We start from the raw sequence: 17,311 nt of genomic DNA, 5'->3' as shown, positions 1-17,311 counted from the left end.
GGCGCGCGGGAGGGGTCCAGCGCGCCCGGCGACAGGCCGCTACTTCGTGGGGGCCGGGACGGTGAAGCCGCCGGGCAGCACCTTCCAGCCGCCCTTGTCCGCCTTCACGAACTGGCTGCCCTTGATCGGGTTGTGCTCGTTGCCGGGGCCGAACACGTACGGGGTGCCCGCCATCGGGTAGCTGATCGGCTTCATGTTCTTGAAGGCCTTGGTCACCGACTCGCGGGTGATGTCGCCCTTGATGGACTTGAGCACCTGGACGAAGATGTCCGCCGACATGACCGCGCCCTGGCTGAACGCCGTCTTCTGGATGCCGTTCTTGTCGACGAGCTTCGCCCACCGGTCGTTGCCCGGCAGGGTCGGGTCGGTGTACGGCTGCCACTCGGTGGCGGCGTAGGCGTTCATGTCCGGCGGGATCACCTTGGCGTTGGCGTCGGTGTAGCTGTTCGCCGCGACGATGAAGTCGACCTTCTGCATGCCCTGCGTCTTGGCCTGCTGGAACCACGGCCCGACGGTGGCGTTGTAGAGGACGGCCTCGCAGCCCGCGTTCTTGTCGGCGACGAGGTAGCGGGTCGGGTCGCCCTGGCCGACGGCGAGGTTCTTGTGCGCCAGGGTCTTGCCGGTCAGGTCCGTCCAGTCCTTGATGGCCTTCTCGATGCCGCCGCCGCTGCCGGGCAGGACGGTGTAGTCGATACAGACCTTGTTGCGCTTGAGCGTCTCCGACGCGTAGTACAGCATCGCCGTCGTCAGCGTGAACGGACCCGGGTTCACGGGCGCGATGTTCGGGCTCGTGAAGCAGGTCGGGTCGACGCCGACCGCCGGGATGGAGACGATCTTCTCCTTGGTGTAGGTGGCGCGGTTCAGCCCGCAGTCCACCGCGCTGGAGGAGCCGGCGAACGCGACCACGTTCGAGGACTTGATCAGCTCGCGCGCGGCCTGACTGGACCGCGCCGGGTCCATCGCGTCGTCCTTGCTGATCAGCTCCAGCTTCCGGCCGTTGATCCCGCCCGCCGCGTTGACCTCCTCGAAGACCGCCTTGACGGCCTTCGGGACCTCGGGGGTCTGGAACAGCCCGGTGATGCCGTTGATCGCGCCGACCTTGATCGGCCCGTCCGAGCCGCCGGACGACTGGCAGCCGGCGCCGGTGACGGAGATGACGAGCGCGGCCGCGGCCGCCAGTGAGTATGAGCGCGCGTGTGTGCGTTTCATCGCAGAGGCCCTTGCTTCACGAAGAGATGGGGTTGGGGGTATGGAACAGGACTTGTTACGACGGGGCGTGGTACCACGTGATTTGTTACGACATTCGTTACGACAGCGCGGGTCACGACGCCGGGACGTCCGCGGCGCCGAGGTAGGCGGCCCGGACGGCGGGGTCCTCCAGGACCTCGCCGGTGGGCCCGGACGCGATGACATGGCCGAAGTCCAGGACGGTGACCTCCTCGCACGTCGCCTGGACGAGCTCCATGTCGTGCTCGACGAGCAGGATCGCCACCCCGAACCGCGCGGGGACGGCCCGCAGCCGCGCGCCGAGCGCGATCGACTCGGCGGCGGACTGGCCGGCGGCGGGCTCGTCGAGCAGCGCCACCTTCGGCCGCGCCGCGATCGCCGCGGCGACGTCGAGCTGGCGGCGGGTGCCGGCGTCCACGATGGACACCGGGACGTCGCCGGGCGGGCAGGCGAAGAACTCCAGCAGCTCGTCCGCCTCGGACTTCGCGAGCTTCCGGCCCGCGCCGATCGTCAGGTACTCGTAGAGGCTGAGCTCGGGCGCGATGGCGGTGGTCTGGAACGTCCGGCGCAGGCCGAGCGTCGCCCGCTTGTTCGGCACGACCCGGTCGAGCGGGCGCCCGTCCAGCGTGACCGCGCCCTCGTAGCCGACGAAGCCGCTGACGGCCGCGATGAAGGTCGACTTCCCGGCGCCGTTCGGGCCGATGAGCCCGACGACCCCGCCCTCGGGGACGGTCAGGTCCACGGCGTCGAGCGCGACGACCTCGCCGAACTTGACCGTCATGCCCTTCACGGTCAGGACCGGCTTGCGGTCGGCGGCGGCCCGCGGCGCGGGCGCCTCCGGCGGGTCGGCGTGCGCCTGCGCGGCGGCGCTCTCCGCGGCCGCCTCGGCGGGGTCGCCGACCTCCTTGAGCAGCTTGCGGGCGTCGCGCTCGCGCTTGCGCATCCGGGTGAGGTCGGTCTGGCTGAGCCCGCTGCGCAGCGCGAGCAGGGCGCCCACGCCGAACAGCACGCCGCCGAAGTCCTGCGGCAGCGAGATCTTCTCCATGATCGTCCCCATGATCGCGCCGAACACGCCGCCGAGGACGGCGCCCTCCGGGTGGTGCGGGCCGATCATGATGGCGACGGCGAACAGCGCGAGCGACTGCCCCATCGCGAAGTTCTGCGGCACCACCAGGCTGAGCTGGCCGACCAGCAGCCCGCCGCCGATCCCGGCGACGAACGCGCTGATCGCGAACGCGGCGAGCTTGCTGCGCGCGACGGAGATGCCGTGCGCGGCGGCGGACCGCTCGGAGTGCCGCAGCTCGTACCAGGACAGCCCGAGCCGCGTCTTGCCGATGGCGCCGAGCGCGACGGCGAGGATCGTGAACACGATGACGCAGAGGATGAAGTACCCGCTGTCGGTGTCGAACGGCGCGGGCCGGTCGAGCATCTTCAGGTCCTTGGCGCCCGGGAACGGGTTGCTGTTCAGCACGATGTCGGTGGACACCGCGAAGCCGAACGTCACCACCGCGAGGTTCACGCCGCGGATCCGCAGCGCGGGCAGCCCGATCGCGACGCCGACCGGCACCGCGGCGAGGCCGCCGAGCAGCAGCCACACGAAGAAGCCGCCGGGGGCCTCCGCCACGTTCAGCCGCAGCATGACCCACGCGCCGATCGCCGCGAAGGACATCTGGCAGAGCGACATGACGCCGGCCCGGCCGACGATCACGCCGAAGCTCTGCATGATCACCGCGCTGATCGCCGCGCTGATCCCCAGGTAGATCCAGTACGGGGGCAGCACCACCGGCAGCACGGCGCAGGCGAGCGCCGCGGCGCCGAGCCCCACGCCCAGCCCCCGCTTGTCCAGCACGTTCATTCGAGCTCGCTCTCTGCCGCACCGGCGTCGGTCTTGGCGCCGCTGAGGGGCGGACCGCCGAAGTAGAGCCGGTGCAGGCGCTGTTCGTCGCCGCGGAGTTCCTCGCACGGGCCGGAGAAGACGACGCGGCCCTTGCGCAGCACGTGGGCGTGGGTGCCGATGTCCAGGGCCAGGTTCGCGAACTGCTCGATCAGCACGACCGCGATGCCCATCCCGGCCAGCTCGCCGACGGTGCCCATCAGCCGCCGCACCACGAGCGGCGCGAGGCCGAGGGACATCTCGTCGATCAGGACGACCTTCGGCGCCGAGACGAGCGCCCGGCCGAGCACGAGCATCTGCTGCTCGCCGCCCGACAGGTGCCCGGCCTGCAGGCTCCGGCGCTTCTCCAGCTCGGGGAAGAGCCGGTAGACGGTGCCGAGGTCGCCGTCCCCGGACTGGGACACGAGGAGGTTCTGCTCCACGGTCAGCGTCCGGAAGGTGGTGCGGGCCTGCTCGACGTAGCCGAGCCCGGCCCTCGCCCGCTTGTAGGGGGCGAGCTTCTCGATGGGCGTGCCGTCCAGCCGGATGGAGCCGGACCTGAGCGGGGCGAGGCCGGCGATGCCGTCCATCAGCGTCGTCTTCCCGGCGCCGTTCGCGCCGAGGACGACGGTGACCGCGCCCGGGGCGGCGTCGAGCGTGACGTCGTGGATGATCTGGACCTCGGCCCGGTCGACGCCGACGCCCTCCAGGGCCAGTGCGGGGGCGGTCATCAGGCGCCGTCCGTCCCGAAGGCGGCGCGGAGCGCGGCGGAGACCCGCCGCTGCGCCGCGCGCCCCGCCGACAGCTCGGTCGCGAGCGGGCCGAAGAACGCGTGGATCATGCCCTCGTACCGGACGAGCTCCGTCGGGACGCCCGCCTCCTCCAGCCGCGCGGCGTACTCCTCGCCCTCATCCCGCAGCACGTCGTACTCGGCCTCCAGGACCAGCGCCGGGCACAGCCCGGCGAGGTTCTTCGACCGCAGCGGCAGCAGGTACGGGTCGTCGAGGTCGCGCGGATCGGTCGGATATGTCGTAAAGAACCAGTCCATACTGGACTTGGAGAGGAAGTATCCTTCCGAATACTCCTCGTAGGAGGCCCGCCCGTCGTCGGGATGGCCGAGCACGGGCGAGACGAGCACCTGCAGGGCCAGCTCCGGACCGCCGAGGTCGCGGGCCTTGAGCGCGGTGACGGCGGCGAGGTTGCCGCCCGCGCTCTCCCCGCCCACCGCGATCCGGGCTGGGTCGGCGCCGATCTCCGCGCCGTGCGCGGAGATCCAGGCGACGGCGGCGTAGGCGTCCTCGGCCGCGGCCGGGAACGGGTTCTCGGGCGCGAGCCGGTAGTCGACGGAGACCACCACGGTCTCCGCCGCGGCGCAGACGGCGCGGCACGAGTACTCGTTCTCGTCGAGACCGCCGATCGTCCACCCGCCGCCGTGGTACCAGACGAACGCGGGGAACGGCCCCTCCCCGGCGGGCGTGTAGACGCGGACGGGGAGGTCGCCCGCGGGGCCCGGGATCACGGTGTCGGCGACGGAGCCGACGGCGGGCAGGTCGTCGGGCATCCGCCACATCTGCTTGAAGCCCTCGCGCATCGCGACGGGGTCGGGCGGGGCCGACCCGTTCGGGTCCTCGGCAGGAGTGCGGTCGACGATCCGCTGCGCCTCGGGATCCAGGGGCATCGTTTACCTCCGAAGGCCCGGCGTGTCCGACTCCCCACTGGAGCGGACACTCCAAAATCGTATCTGATTCCGTGTACGTTAATTGCATCCCATCGACGCTGTCCAGATGTTGGAGCAGGATATGCCGGATGTTTCCGCCGCCGATCTCGTCTTGACCGGTGGACGTGTCCACACCGTCGACGCGCAGGACCGCATCGCCGAGGCCGTCGCCGTACGCGCCGGACGGATCGCGCGCGTCGGCGCCGCGGAGACGGTCGCGCCCCTCATCGGACCGCGCACGCGCGTGGTCCATCTCCACGGGCGGTCGGTCCTGCCGGGCATCAACGACTCGCATCTGCATGGAGTGTGGCTCGGTTCGATGTGGCCGGCACTGTTGATGGATCAACTGGCCGGTTCCGGCGGGCACTCGCACGAACCCCCGCCGGACGGCATGCCGGAGGGCCCGCCGCGGCTGGAGACCGAGGCCGACCGCCGCCGCGCCATCCTGCGCACCGCCGACCTGCTCGCCTCGTTCGGCATCACCAGCTACACCGAGCCGGGCCTCGGCCCCGGCGAGGACGCGGGCGCGACCGGCTGCTTCGGCTCCGCCGCCCTGCACGACTACGCCGAGCTGGCGGCGGAGGGCAGGCTGAAGGCGCGGGTGACCGCGCTGACGCTGTTCGGGGAGCTGGACGGCCGCAGCTCGGCCGCCGAGCTGCTGGCCGGGCTGCGCGACTTCAAGCCGCCCGCGGACGTGCCGGGACGGTTCCGGGTCGCGGGCGTGAAGATCTTCGCCGACGGCATCCCGCCCATGCGCACCGCCTGGACGGACCGTTCCTATTCCGACGGCACGCACGGCGCGCTGCTGGTCGACGGGAACTCCGACGCCGAGCGCGAGGCCGCGCTGCGCACGATGATCGACGCGGCGCACGACGCGGGCCACCAGATCGGCGTGCACGCGACCGGCGACCGCACCACCCGGGTCGTCGCGGACGCGCTCGCCACGGCGCTCGCCAGGGACGGCCGCGACGCGCGGCACTACCTCATCCACGGCGACCTGCTCGCGCCGCGGACGCTGACCGTCCTCGCCGCCGCACGGATCGGGCTGAACACCCAGGCCGGGATCCCGGTGGCGACCGAGCCGATGATCGTGGACGCGCTCGGCGCCGACGCCCTGCGGGACGCCTGGCCCACCCGCGACGCGCTCGACGCGGGCGTCCGGCTGTCGCTCAGCTCGGACGCCCCGGTGCTCACCCCGGACTGGCGCCACGGGCTGGCGGCGGCGGTGACGCGCCGCGGCCTGGACGGTTCGGTGCGCGGCGAGGCGCAGCGCCTCGCGGTCGCGGAGGCGCTGCGCGCCTACACCGTCACCCCGGCCTGGCAGGACGGCATGGAGGACGTGAAGGGCTCGGTCGAGCCGGGCAAGGTCGCCGACCTCTGCGTCCTCGACGGCGACGTCTTCGCCGTCGAGCCGCGGGAGCTGCCGTCGGTGCCGGTGCGGATGACCGTCCTCGGCGGCGAGGTCGTCTACGAGGGGTGAGCGGGGCGGACGGCCCGGCGGCTCATCCGCAGGGGACGGCGTCGCGGCCCTGCGCCGACGGCGCGTCGGTCCCCCAGGACGCCGCCGGGTCGACCACGCCCTTGTCCAGCCAGAGGCCCGCCGCGGCCGCGCGCAGCTCGGCGCCGTGCCGGGCGGCGAGGCCGAGCGCGGCGAGGCCGTCTTCGAGCTGCTCCGCGCGGGAGACGCCGACGAGGACGTTCGCGACCGCCGGGTGGGCCAGGGTGTAGGCGACGGCGAACTGCGCGGGCGGCACGCCGAACTCCCCGGCGATCCGCTTGACCTCGGGGAACGCGGCGCGGATCCGGTCCCGGATGCCGCCCGGGTCGGCGCCGATCTTGCGCTCGGGGGCGAGCTTGCCGGCGAGGATGCCGCCCTCCAGGACGTCCGACGCCTGGAGCGCGAGGCCCTCCTCGGCGTACAGCTTGCCGAACAGCGCGCCCTCGGGCACCGACCGCCGGGCCAGGTTGTACTTGAGCTGCGCGAACGAGGGCGGGACGAGGCCCTCGGCGGCGGCGAACCGGCAGGCGAACAGCACGTCGCAGGCCGACCAGTTGTTCACGCCCCAGGACGCGAACCTCCCGGCGCGGACGAGCTCGGACACGTCCCGCACCACGGCGTGCAGATCGGGACGTTCCATGAAGTCGCCGACGACGACCATGTCGGCGCGGTCGGTGCCGATCCGGTCGAGCGAGACCTCGATCTGCTCGGCGAACGAGGAGCGCGGGTACTCCCACAGCCAGAGCTTCCCGCACAGCAGGTAGTCTTCGCGCGCCAGCCCGGCGTCCCGGACGGCCTGCCCGAACAGCACGTCCGTGACGGCGTTCTCCGCGTGCGGGCCGAAGTTGTAGTGCGCGACGTCGAACATGTTCGCGCCGCGGTCGACCGCCAGCCGGACCAGCTCGGCGGCGTCGTCACGGTCCATCCGGTCCCAGGTGTTCCAGGACCCGAGGGCCAGCAGCGGGACCTCCGGGCCGTGCACGCCGAGACGCCGTCTCGGGACCCGTTCTGCGAACTCCATCGCCGACCTCCGGTGCGGTTGAGCAGGGCCGAGGGGCGGAACCCCTGGCCGTCGTTCACGCTGATCGTATAGCATCTGGCATATCTTTTACCCCGAAGGAGACATCTTCATGTCGCATCCCTCCCCGGGCGCCGACCCTTCCTCGATCCTCGGCGTCGCCACCGGCTACATGGCCGCCAAGCAACTGTTCGCGGCCAGCGAGGCGGGCGTCTTCGCGGCCCTCGCGGACGGTCCGGCGACGGCGGCCGAGCTGGCCGGCCGGGCCGGGCTGCCCGAGCGCACCGCGCGCATCCTCGGCGACGCCATGGCGGGACTCGGCCTGCTCACCCGCGCGGACGGCCGGTACGCGAACTCCCCCGCGACCGCCGCGTACCTGGCCGGAACCGGCGACGACGTCGACCTGCGCCCGTTCCTCGCCTTCCTCGACGCGATCAGCTATCCGCACTGGACCGAGTTCGCCGCGACGACCCGGAGCGCCGAGCCGCAGCCGCTCGACCTCGGCGGCGAGCGGATGCAGACGTTCATGACCGGCGTGATGACCTACAACGCGCTGCACGCGAAGATGCTCGCGGAGACGTTCGACTTCACCCCCTTCTCCCGGATCCTCGACTTCGGCGGGCTGTCCGGCTCGTTCCTCATCGAGGCGCTGCGCTCGGCCGAGAAGGCGCACGGGACGTTCCTCGGCCCCGGCGACTTCGTCCAGTTCGCCCGCACTGCGCTCGACGAGGCCGGGGTGGGCGACCGCGCCGACGTCGTCCAGTCCGACCCGCTGACCGGCGACCTGCCGGACGGGTTCGACCTCGTCCTGCTGGAGCACGTCGTCCACCGGTTCGACGCCGAGCAGAACAAGGCCATGATCGAGCGGGCCCGGCGGGCGGCGGCGCCCGGCGCGACGCTCGTCCTGCTCGACTTCTTCCTCGACGACGACCCCGAGCAGCGCGTGATCGACGCCCTGCACGCCGGCGAGTACCTCGTCATCGACGGCACCGTCGTCTACCCCGAGGCCGAGGTCCGCGGCTGGCTGTCCGCCGCCGGCTGGGAGCCGGTCGAGACCCGCGCGCTGCCCGGCAGCCCGCGGATCATCATCGCGGAGGCACGATGACCGCCGGGCGGGTCGTCCTCGTCACGGGCGCCGCGAGCGGCATCGGGCGCGCCGTCGCTGCGGGGTTCGCCGCGGCGGGCGACCGCGTGGCGATCGCCGACAAGGACGCCGACGCGGCGGCGGGGGCGGCCAAGGAGCTGAACGCCCACGCCGTCGCCATGGACATCACCGACGCGGACTCGGTCGCCGCCGGGGTCGCGCACGTCGCCGAGACGCTCGGCCCGATCGAGGTGCTGGTCAACAACGCGGGCGTGGTCGCGGGCGGCGGGCCGCTGACGTCCCTTCCGCTGGAGATCTTCGACACGGTCGTCGCCGTGAACCTGCGCGGGACGTTCACCGTCACCCAGGCGGTCGCGAACCAGATGTTGGAACGGGACACAAAGGGCCGCATCGTCAACATCAGCTCGATCGGCGCCCGCCAGCCCACGGCCGGGCTCGGCCACTACGAGGCGACGAAGGCGGCCGTGGACGCCCTCACCCGCACCGCCGCGCTGGAGCTCGCCGGGCACGGCATCCGGGTCAACGGCGTCGCGCCGGGGCCGGTCCACACGCCGATGACGGCGGGCCTGATGGAGAACCCCGAGGCGCGCGCGGCCTGGGAGTCCCGCATCCCGCTGGCCAAGATCGCGACGACGGACGACATCGTCCCGCTGGTGCTGTTCCTGGCGTCCGACCAGGCGGGCCACATCACCGGCACGGTCATCCAGGTGGACGGCGGCCAGTTGCTCGTGTGACCCCGGAGAAACCCGAACGCGCCGTTCCCCGATCGCCCGGTGGGAACGGCGCGTTCGTCTCTTCGCGCGTCTCGCGCGCGGGAGCTACTGCTGGGGGACGACCGGGTGGGAGGCCGTGTGGAGGGCGTCCGCCGTGGCGTTCTTGTGGGCGCAGGCGACGCGCTCGATCTCGGCGGCGTCGGCGTTCTCGGAGATCAGCTTGAGGATCTGCTCGTGCTCGACCACCGAGCGGCGGGCGCGGCCGGGGACGTAGCTGAACGTGGACCGGCGCATGTGGTCCAGGCGCGTCCACTCGGCCTCCAGGAGGGCCTGGAGGTGCGAGTCGGGGCAGTGCTCGTAGATCGAGAAGTGGAACTCGCGGTTCAGCGCGGTGAACGCGGTGGGGTCGAACGCCTGGAGCGCCTCCACCATCCGGTCGTTGATCTTGCGGGACCCGGCGACGTGCGCGGCGGTCATCTGCGGCGCGGAGATCGCGGTCGCGTAGCCCTCCAGGCGGGCCAGGATCTGCAGCGTGTGCTCCACCTGCTCGGCGTCGAAGACCGCGACGCGGGCGCCGACGTTGCGCACGACCTCGACGAGGCCGTCGGACTGGAGGCGGCGCAGCGCCTCGCGCAGCGGGATCGTGCTGACCCCCGTCTCCTGGGCGAGCTGGTTGATGACCAGCCGGTACCCGGGGACGTACGTGCCGTCCAGGATGCGCGACCGCAGCAGTTCGTAGCAGAACTCGGCCTTGCTCTCTTTGGTCTGGTCCTGCTTCTTCGCGGCACTCACCCGGTTCTCCTCATCCTCGGCCCGCGCCCCCAGTTCGTGGTCGGGGTGGTGGTCACCGCGCCAGCGCGTCCACGACGACGTCGCGGAAGCGCCCTCCGCCCAGCACCTCGTGGTGGGCGCCGGGCACCGTGACCAGTTTCGCCCCGATCTCCTCGGCGAGGCCCCCGATCCCTCGTGTCAACTCATCATTCTCGCCGACGACGAAGACGGGAAGGGCTTTGGCGTTCCAAGCGCCGCCCGCGAACGGGGTCGCGCGCAGTCCCTCCACGCAGAGCGCGAGGCCGGGCGCGCGGTCGCCGTGGCCCTTGACCATCCCGGCGATCATGCCGGTGAAGGGGTCGGCGCACTCCGTCCCGTCCTGGACGGCGCGGTGCAGGGCCTCGACGTCGACGGCCGTGAACGGCTCGCCGGGGGCCAGCCCGCCGAGGACGGTCCGCGCCACCCGGTCGGGGGCGGCCGACGGCAGCTCCCATATGATCCTGGCGCCGAGGGAGTACCCGACGGCGTCGAACTCGGTGACCCCGGCGGCGTCCAGGGCGGTCACGAGGGCCGCCGCGATCGCGGGCGCGGTGACCTCAGCGGCGGTGGCGGGCGCGGGGCTCTCCCCGTGGGCGGGCAGATCCGGGACGACGACGGTCCGCCCCGCCGAGGCGAGCGCCTCGGCGATGCCGGTGTCGACCCAGTCGGCCTTCCCGTCCGAGCCGAAGCCGTGCACGAGGAGCACGGGCGGCGCGTCGGCGGGACGGGTGGGCGTGAGCGTCCGAACGGCGAGGTCGCGCATCCGTCAGGCACCTCCTAGAGGATTTCGCATACGATTTGCGATGATACTGCACAGGCACATCGTGTCCGGCCGTTCCGGGCCCCGCTGAGTTGGAACGATCGAAGTCACATCGGATGCACTCTCGTCATCGTGCATGACTTCATATACGATTTGCAGCGACCCTCGGCGCGGGGGTTCCGTCCCGACCGTCAGCAGGAGAGCCCGCAGTGCCGCACCCCCTGGGCGACCGACCCTCCAAGATCATCGCCGTCCACCTCAACTTCCCGTCCCGGGCCAAGGAGCGCGGACGGACGCCGTCCGAGCCCTCGTACTTCGTCAAGCCGCCGTCGTCCCTCGCCGGGACCGGGGACCCGCTCGGCCGCCCGGCCGGCTGCGAGCTGATGACGTTCGAGGGCGAGATCGCCCTGGTCATCGGGCGGCGGGCGCACCGCGTCACGCCCGCCGAGGCGTGGGAGCACGTCGGCTGGGTCACCGCCGCCAACGACGCGGGCGTGCACGACATGAAGTACGCCGACCGGGGCTCCAACCTGCGCTCCAAGGGCGCGGACGGGTTCACCCCGATCGGCCCCCGGCTGCTCGACGCCCGCGCCGTCGACCCGCACGGGCTGCGGATCCGCACGTGGGTGAACGGGGAGCCCGTCCAGGACGACACGACCGACACATTGCTGTTCCCCTTCGCCACGCTCGTCGCCGACCTGTCCCGGCTCGTCACCCTCGAAGCCGGGGACGTGATCCTCACCGGCACCCCGGCGGGCGCGTCCGTGGTCTCCCCCGGCGACACCGTCGAGGTCGAGGTGACCGCCGGGGACGCGTCCACCGGACGGCTGTCCAACACCGTCGTCGAGGCGGACGCCCTGCCCGGCTGGGGCGCGATGCCGAAGGCCGCCGAGGCGGACCGCGCCGACGCCTGGGGTTCGGCCTACCGGGCCGCGCCCGCGCTGGACGAGGACCTCGCGGCGGCACTGCGCGAGCTGTCCACCGCGACGCTCAGCTCCCAGATGCGCAAGCGCGGCCTCCAGCACATGAGCGTCGACGGCGTCCACCCGGCGGGCGGCGCCGGCGTGAAGATGGTCGGCACCGCGCACACGCTCCGCTACCTGCCGCTCCGCGAGGACCTCTTCGAGCGGTACGGCGGCGGCATGAACGCGCAGAAGCGTGCCGTGGAGGAGCTTCGTCCGGGGCAGGTACTCGTCATGGACGCGCGCCGGGACGCCTCCGCCGGGACGATCGGCGACATCCTCGCGCTGCGCGCCCAGCGGCGCGGCGCGGCCGGGGTCGTCACCGACGGCGGGCTGCGCGACAGCGCGACCGTGGCGGGCATGGACCTGCCGGTCTTCCACGCGGGCGCGCACCCCGCCGTGCTCGGGCGCCGCCACGTCCCGTGGGACACGGGGCTGCCGATCTCCTGCGGCGGCGCGCTCGTCCAGCCCGGGGACATCCTCGTCGGCGACGCCGACGGGGTCGTCGTCATCCCCCCGGACCTCGCCGCCGAACTCGTCCGGGACTCGGCCGAGCAGGAGGCGCAGGAGCGCTTCATCACCGAGCGCGTCGCGGCCGGGGAGCCGATCGAGGGCCTCTACCCGCTCGGGCCGCGCTGGCGCGCGGCCTACGAGACCTGGCGCCGCGACCACGACCTGTGAGCGCGCCCCGCCGCGCGCGACAACGACCACCGAGGAGCAGACGTTGAAGTTCCGCACCGACCCGGCCACGATCCGCGGGTCCATCGCGCCCGTCGTCACCCCGTTCACGGCCGAGGGCGCCGTCGACCACGACGCGCTGCGCGGGCTGATCCGCTGGCAGCTCGACTCCGGCTCGCACGGGATCTCGCTCGGCGGCTCGACCGGCGAGCCGAGCGCGCAGACCGCGGCCGAGCGCATCGCCGCGATCCGCACGGCCGCCGACGAGGTCGCCGACCGGGTCCCGTTCCTGCCCGGCACCGGGTCCGCCAAGCTGGACGAGACCCTGGAGATCACCGCCGCCGCCCGGGACGCGGGCGCCGACGCCGCGCTGATCATCACCCCGTACTACGCGCGGCCCACCCAGGACGCCCTGTACGCCTGGTACGCGGCCGTCGCGCGCGAGTTCCCCGACCTGCCGCTGGTGATCTACAACGTGCCGTCCAGGACGGCCGTGGACATCGCCCCCGAGACGGTCCGGCGGCTGTTCGCCGACTTCGACAACGTGGTCGGGATCAAGGAGACCACCAAGGACTTCGAGCACTTCTCCCGCGTGCTGCACGCCTGCGGTCCCGAGCTGCTCGTCTGGTCGGGGATCGAGCTGCTGTGCCTGCCGCTGCTCGCGCTCGGCGGCGCCGGGTTCGTCAGCGCCGTCGCCAACCTCGCTCCCGCCGCGGTCGCCCGGATGTACGAGCTGTGGACGTCCGGCGACCAGGCCGGCGCCCGCGACCTGCACTACCGCCTCCACCCGCTGGTGGACCTGCTGTTCGTCGAGACCAACCCCGCGCCCGCCAAGTGGGTGCTGGAGCGGCAGGGCCGGATCCCGTCCGGGTACGTCCGGCCGCCGCTCGCGACGCCGTCCGACGCGGCCGTCGCGCGCATCCGCGACCTGCTCGACCAGGGCGGCGACCTGACCGCCGGGCTGTGACCCGCGCAGGCGCCCTCCCACAACGACCGGAAGAGAGCACGATGTCCCTCCCCTCCTCCCCCACCCGGCCCGACGGGTTGCCGGACCGCATCCGGCACTGGATCGGCGGCGAGTTCGCCGACAGCGCCGACGGCGCGGTCTTCGACGTCGCCGACCCCGTCTCCAACACCCCGTACGCCACCGCCGCCGCGGGCGGGCCCGCCGACGTCGACCGGGCCGTGGCCGCCGCGCGCGCGGCGTTCCCCGGCTGGGCCGCGCTCGGCAACCGGGAGCGTGCCACGATCCTCACCCGCGTCGCGGACGCCGTCGAGGCCCGCGAGGACCGGCTGGCCGAGTTCGAGTCGTTCGACTCCGGGCTGCCGATCACGCAGGCGCGCGGCCAGGCCCGCCGCGCCGCCGAGAACTTCCGCTACTTCGCCGACGTGATCGTCGCGCTGGGCGAGGAGTCCTACCGGGTCGGCTCCCAGCAGCTCAACTACGTGGTGCGGACGCCCGCGGGCGTCGCCGGGCTGATCACCCCGTGGAACACCCCGTTCATGCTGGAGAGCTGGAAGCTCGCCCCGGCGATCGCGTCCGGCTGCACGCTCGTGCTGAAGCCCGCCGAGTGGACGCCGCTGTCGGCGGGCCTGTGGCCGGAGATCTTCGCCGAGGCGGGCGTGCCCGCCGGGGTGGTCAACATCGTCCACGGCATCGGCGAGGTCGCGGGCCAGGCGCTGGTCGACCACCCGGACGTCCCGCTGCTGTCGTTCACCGGCTCCACCGAGACCGGCCGGCACATCATGCGCTGCTCCGCGGACGGCCTGAAGGCGCTGTCGATGGAGCTCGGCGGCAAGTCCCCCGTCGTGGTGTTCGCCGACGCCGACCTCGACGCGGCCCTCGACTCCGTCCTGTTCGGCGTGTTCTCGCTGAACGGGGAACGGTGCACCGCGGGCTCCCGCGTGCTGGTGGAGCGCCCGATCTACGAGGAGTTCACCCGGCGGCTCGCGGCCCGCGCCGAGAAGGTCAGGGTCGGGCCGCCGTCCGACCCGGCGACCGAGGTCGGCGCGCTCGTGCACCCGGAGCACTACGCGCGCGTCCTTGAGTACGTGGAGATCGGGCAGCGGGAGGCGAAGCTCGTCGCGGGCGGCGTGCGCCCCGCGCACCTGCCGGAGGGCAACTACCTGCAGCCCGCCGTGTTCACCGACGTCCCCCGGGACGCCCGGATCTTCCAGGAGGAGATCTTCGGCCCGGTCGTCGCGGTCGCCCCGTTCGACGACGAGGGCGAGGCGATCGACCTGGCCAACGCCACCCGCTACGGCCTCGCCGCCTACGTCTGGACGAACGACCTGCGGCGCGGCCACCGGATCGCCCACGGGGTCGCCTCGGGTATGGTCTGGATCAACTCCCACAACGTTCGCGACCTGCGCACTCCGTTCGGCGGCGTGAAGGACTCGGGGCTCGGCCGGGAGGGCGGCGCGCACAGCATCGACTTCTTCTCCGAGTCCAAGATCGTCCACGTCATGCTGGGCGAGGTGCACACGCCCCGCTTCGGCGCCCAGGAGCAGCCATGAGCACAGCCCCCGACGTCGTCCGCTCCGCCTACGTCCAGCTCGCCGTCACCGACCTCGCGGCGGCCCGCTGGTTCTGGGTCGACATGCTGGGGATGCACGTCCAGCACGAGGACGCCGGCGCCCTCCACCTGCGCGGCACCGACGAGCTGACCCACCATTCGGTCGTGCTGCGCGCCGGGCCCGTCGCGGCCCTGGACCACCTCGCCTACCGGGTGCGCACCCCCGACGACGTCGACAAGGCGGAGCGGTTCTTCAAGGACCTCGGCCGCCCCGTCCGGCGCCTCGCCGCCGGGGAGGGCACCTTCGGGGTCGGCGACGCCGTCCGGGTGGTCGACCCGCTGGGGTTCACGGTCGAGTTCTTCCACGACATCGCCCGCGGCGAGCGCCTCATCCAGCGCTACGACCTGCACCGGGGCGCCCAGATCGCGCGGCTCGACCACTTCAACGTCTGCACCCCCGACATCCCCGCCGCCTACGAGCACTACAGGTCGCTCGGGTTCGGCTGCTCGGAGACCATCGAGGGCGACGAGCACGAGCTTTACGCGGCGTGGATGTACCGGAAGCAGACCGTCCACGACGTCGCGTTCACCGGCGGCGCGGGCCCCCGCCTGCACCACATCGGGATGGCGACGCACGAGTCGCACCAGGTGCTGCACATGGCCGACATCCTCGGCTCGCTGCGCAAGGAGCACCACATCGAGCGCGGGCCGGGGCGGCACGGCGTGTCCAACGCCTTCTACGTCTACCTACGCGACCCCGACGGGCACCGGGTGGAGATCTACACCTCCGACTACTACACCGGCGACCCCGACCACGAGACGTTCCGGTGGAACGTGCACGACGACCGCCGCCGCGACTTCTGGGGCAACGCGGTGATCGAGTCCTGGTACAAGGAGGCGAGCCCCGCCCTCGACCTGGACGGGAACGTCCAGCCGGTCTCCGACGCGGCGCTGGACGAGTCCGCCGTCCGCGTCGGCGCCGACGGGCTCGGCATCATCGACCCCTCCGAGTAGCGCGGGTCAGTCGGGCAGCAGCGGGACCTGCACGCCCGGGTCCCGGCCGAGCAGGACGGCGCGGGTGATCGCGGCCTGGCCGAACCGGCCGCGGACGCCGTCGACCGCGTCGTCCACGGCCATGGCCCGGTCGAACGGGAGCGCGAGCTGGACGGCCCGCGCGTCCTGCAGGTTGCCGAGCGAGAGCCCGATCAGGGTGAGGCCGCGGTCCTCGATCAACGGCGCGGCGGCGGCGAGCAGGCCGCGGGCCGTGTGCAGGACGCGCGGGGTGTCCGCGGTGGCCTGGGCGAGGGTGTGCGAGCGGGTGGCGCGGGCGAAGTCGTCGAAGCGGAGGCGGAGGGTGACCGTCCGGCAGACGCGGCGGGCCCGGCGCAGCCGTCCGCCGAGCCGGTCGGCGAGGCCGACGAGCATGGCGTCCAGCTCCTCGGGCGACCGGCGGCGGCGTCCGAGCGCCCGCTGCGCCCCCATCGAGCGGCGCCGGACGCCGGTGCGCACCGGGCGCGGGTCGCGGTTGCGGGCCAGCGCGTGCAGGTGGCGTCCGGCGCCGGGACCGAGCAGCGACACGAGCGCGGCCTCCGGCATGTCGGCGACGTCGCCGACGGTCGTGACGCCGTAGCGGGCGAGCTTCGCGGCGGTCGCCTTGCCGACGCCCCGCAGCCGCCGGACCGGCAGCGGACGCAGGAAGTCGAGTTCGCCGTCCGGCGGCACGACGAGGAGGCCGTCGGGCTTCGCGACGCCGCTCGCGACCTTGGCGAGGAACTTGGTGCGCGCGACGCCGACCGTGATCGGCAGCCCGACCTCCTCGGCGACGTCCCGGCGCAGCCGCGCGGCGATCGCGGCGGGCGGCCGGCGCAGGCCGTCCACGTCGAGGAACGCCTCGTCGATCGAGAGCCCCTCCACCAGCGGCGTCGTCGCGCGGAAGACGGCGAACACCGCCTTGCTCGCCGCCGCGTAGGCGCTCATCCGCGGCTGGACGACGACCGCGCGCGGGCACAGCCGACGCGCCTGCCCGCCGCTCATCGCCGTCCGCACCCCGTGCGCCTTGGCCTCGTAGCTCGCGGCGAGCACCACGCCGCCGCCCACGATCACGGGCCGACCCCGCAGCGCGGGGTCGTCGCGCTGCTCGACGGACGCGTAGAAGGCGTCCAGGTCGGCGTGCAGGATGGAGGCGGACACGAACATATGTTCGCATGGTCGGCGGGCCCGAGCATGTCGTGATCCTCGTCACATTCGTTACGGCCTTTACGCTCGGCGAATTCCGTTTTGCGGCGACGGCATTTTTCCGGCATGGCCCTCTTGATCCCTTATGCCGATCATCGGCGGGGGTCGCGGAGGCCGTTCGCCGACTGCCCGCTGAGCGGTTCCGCGCGTTGTCAGGGTGCCCCTCGAAAGACGTCCGCCCCCGCACCGTTCGGCACCA

The 17,311-nt window shown here is 73.0% G+C and carries 15 protein-coding genes; 7 read left to right on the top strand and 8 right to left on the bottom strand.

Translation table 11 applies throughout. From position 1 onward, the window contains the following. Positions 1-39 precede the first annotated feature (39 nt). From ACH01S_RS04600 to lipP1, 4 genes are all read right to left on the bottom strand, one after another. On the bottom strand, positions 40-1,209 hold the full coding sequence (locus ACH01S_RS04600) for an ABC transporter substrate-binding protein (RefSeq protein WP_083980321.1): 1,170 nt from the start codon (positions 1,207-1,209) through the stop codon (positions 40-42). A gap of 112 nt (positions 1,210-1,321) precedes the next feature. After that, positions 1,322-3,082, bottom strand: coding sequence for a branched-chain amino acid ABC transporter ATP-binding protein/permease (locus ACH01S_RS04595; protein WP_067885686.1), 1,761 nt, complete (start codon positions 3,080-3,082; stop codon positions 1,322-1,324). Next, complete coding sequence (locus tag ACH01S_RS04590; RefSeq protein ID WP_067885684.1) at positions 3,079-3,831, bottom strand: ABC transporter ATP-binding protein; 753 nt, start codon at positions 3,829-3,831, stop codon at positions 3,079-3,081. Before ACH01S_RS04590 ends, ACH01S_RS04595 begins: the two co-directional genes overlap by 4 nt. Further along, positions 3,831-4,778, bottom strand: a complete 948-nt coding sequence (gene lipP1 / locus ACH01S_RS04585) for a LipP1 family hormone-sensitive lipase (protein WP_067885683.1) — start codon at positions 4,776-4,778, stop codon at positions 3,831-3,833. The genes ACH01S_RS04590 and lipP1 overlap by 1 nt, the downstream gene beginning before the upstream one ends. A gap of 121 nt (positions 4,779-4,899) precedes the next feature. Between lipP1 and ACH01S_RS04580 the strand changes: the two genes are divergently transcribed. Then, positions 4,900-6,297, top strand: a complete 1,398-nt coding sequence (locus tag ACH01S_RS04580) for an amidohydrolase (RefSeq protein WP_067885682.1) — start codon at positions 4,900-4,902, stop codon at positions 6,295-6,297. Between the two features lie 22 nt (positions 6,298-6,319). Here ACH01S_RS04580 and ACH01S_RS04575 read toward each other — a convergent pair whose 3' ends face one another. Further along, complete coding sequence (locus ACH01S_RS04575; RefSeq protein ID WP_067885680.1) at positions 6,320-7,336, bottom strand: aldo/keto reductase; 1,017 nt, start codon at positions 7,334-7,336, stop codon at positions 6,320-6,322. A 109-nt stretch (positions 7,337-7,445) separates the two neighbouring features. Here ACH01S_RS04575 and ACH01S_RS04570 point away from each other — a divergent pair, with 109 nt between their 5' ends. Together ACH01S_RS04570 and ACH01S_RS04565 are read left to right on the top strand one after the other, a co-directional pair. Beyond that, positions 7,446-8,438 carry a methyltransferase gene (locus ACH01S_RS04570; protein WP_067885678.1) on the top strand — a complete coding sequence of 331 codons (993 nt, stop codon included), beginning with the start codon at positions 7,446-7,448 and terminating at the stop codon, positions 8,436-8,438. Next, entirely contained in the window at positions 8,435-9,172 is a 738-nt protein-coding gene (locus ACH01S_RS04565) for an SDR family NAD(P)-dependent oxidoreductase (protein WP_067885676.1), read from the top strand. Before ACH01S_RS04570 ends, ACH01S_RS04565 begins: the two co-directional genes overlap by 4 nt. Positions 9,173-9,256: 84 nt before the next feature. On the opposite strand, the gene ACH01S_RS04560 is transcribed toward ACH01S_RS04565, so the two are convergent. Then, positions 9,257-9,943 carry a GntR family transcriptional regulator gene (locus ACH01S_RS04560; RefSeq protein WP_067885674.1) on the bottom strand — a complete coding sequence of 229 codons (687 nt, stop codon included), beginning with the start codon at positions 9,941-9,943 and terminating at the stop codon, positions 9,257-9,259. 52 nt (positions 9,944-9,995) lie between these two features. Next, positions 9,996-10,724, bottom strand: a complete 729-nt coding sequence (locus ACH01S_RS04555; protein ID WP_067885670.1) for an alpha/beta fold hydrolase — start codon at positions 10,722-10,724, stop codon at positions 9,996-9,998. 206 nt (positions 10,725-10,930) lie between these two features. Here ACH01S_RS04555 and ACH01S_RS04550 point away from each other — a divergent pair, with 206 nt between their 5' ends. The 4 genes from ACH01S_RS04550 to hpaD are packed head-to-tail and all read left to right on the top strand — an operon-like array spanning position 10,931 to position 15,891. Then, positions 10,931-12,364, top strand: a complete 1,434-nt coding sequence (locus tag ACH01S_RS04550) for a fumarylacetoacetate hydrolase family protein (protein WP_067885667.1) — start codon at positions 10,931-10,933, stop codon at positions 12,362-12,364. 43 nt (positions 12,365-12,407) lie between these two features. Continuing rightward, positions 12,408-13,328, top strand: coding sequence for a 4-hydroxy-tetrahydrodipicolinate synthase (dapA, locus tag ACH01S_RS04545; RefSeq protein WP_067885665.1), 921 nt, complete (start codon positions 12,408-12,410; stop codon positions 13,326-13,328). A 41-nt stretch (positions 13,329-13,369) separates the two neighbouring features. Then, on the top strand, positions 13,370-14,878 hold the full coding sequence (hpaE, locus tag ACH01S_RS04540) for a 5-carboxymethyl-2-hydroxymuconate semialdehyde dehydrogenase (RefSeq protein ID WP_067885663.1): 1,509 nt from the start codon (positions 13,370-13,372) through the stop codon (positions 14,876-14,878). Then, a complete protein-coding gene (hpaD, locus tag ACH01S_RS04535) occupies positions 14,875-15,891 on the top strand; it encodes a 3,4-dihydroxyphenylacetate 2,3-dioxygenase (protein WP_067885662.1) in 1,017 nt (338 codons plus the stop codon). Before hpaE ends, hpaD begins: the two co-directional genes overlap by 4 nt. 6 nt (positions 15,892-15,897) lie before the next feature. Here the strand turns inward: hpaD and dinB are convergent, their stop codons facing one another. Further along, on the bottom strand, positions 15,898-17,067 hold the full coding sequence (gene dinB, locus ACH01S_RS04530; RefSeq protein WP_218010137.1) for a DNA polymerase IV: 1,170 nt from the start codon (positions 17,065-17,067) through the stop codon (positions 15,898-15,900). Positions 17,068-17,311 lie beyond the last annotated feature (244 nt).

The sequence above is a fragment of the Actinomadura chibensis NBRC 106107 genome (assembly GCF_001552135.1).
GTDB lineage: Bacteria > Actinomycetota > Actinomycetes > Streptosporangiales > Streptosporangiaceae > Spirillospora > Spirillospora chibensis.
Note: the sequence above shows the minus strand (reverse complement) of the source record. Positions and strands in the feature narration are given on the sequence as shown.

Bases quoted from the DNA above. Each gene is read 5' to 3' on its own strand.
- ACH01S_RS04600 (WP_083980321.1), bottom strand. From the start codon at position 1,209: ATGAAACGCACACACGCGCGCTCATACTCACTGGCGGCCGCGGCCGCG.
- ACH01S_RS04595 (WP_067885686.1), bottom strand. From the start codon at position 3,082: ATGAACGTGCTGGACAAGCGGGGGCTGGGCGTGGGGCTCGGCGCCGCG.
- ACH01S_RS04590 (WP_067885684.1), bottom strand. From the start codon at position 3,831: ATGACCGCCCCCGCACTGGCCCTGGAGGGCGTCGGCGTCGACCGGGCC.
- lipP1 (WP_067885683.1), bottom strand. From the start codon at position 4,778: ATGCCCCTGGATCCCGAGGCGCAGCGGATCGTCGACCGCACTCCTGCC.
- ACH01S_RS04580 (WP_067885682.1), top strand. From the start codon at position 4,900: ATGCCGGATGTTTCCGCCGCCGATCTCGTCTTGACCGGTGGACGTGTC.
- ACH01S_RS04575 (WP_067885680.1), bottom strand. From the start codon at position 7,336: ATGGAGTTCGCAGAACGGGTCCCGAGACGGCGTCTCGGCGTGCACGGC.
- ACH01S_RS04570 (WP_067885678.1), top strand. From the start codon at position 7,446: ATGTCGCATCCCTCCCCGGGCGCCGACCCTTCCTCGATCCTCGGCGTC.
- ACH01S_RS04565 (WP_067885676.1), top strand. From the start codon at position 8,435: ATGACCGCCGGGCGGGTCGTCCTCGTCACGGGCGCCGCGAGCGGCATC.
- ACH01S_RS04555 (WP_067885670.1), bottom strand. From the start codon at position 10,724: ATGCGCGACCTCGCCGTTCGGACGCTCACGCCCACCCGTCCCGCCGAC.
- hpaE (WP_067885663.1), top strand. From the start codon at position 13,370: ATGTCCCTCCCCTCCTCCCCCACCCGGCCCGACGGGTTGCCGGACCGC.
- hpaD (WP_067885662.1), top strand. From the start codon at position 14,875: ATGAGCACAGCCCCCGACGTCGTCCGCTCCGCCTACGTCCAGCTCGCC.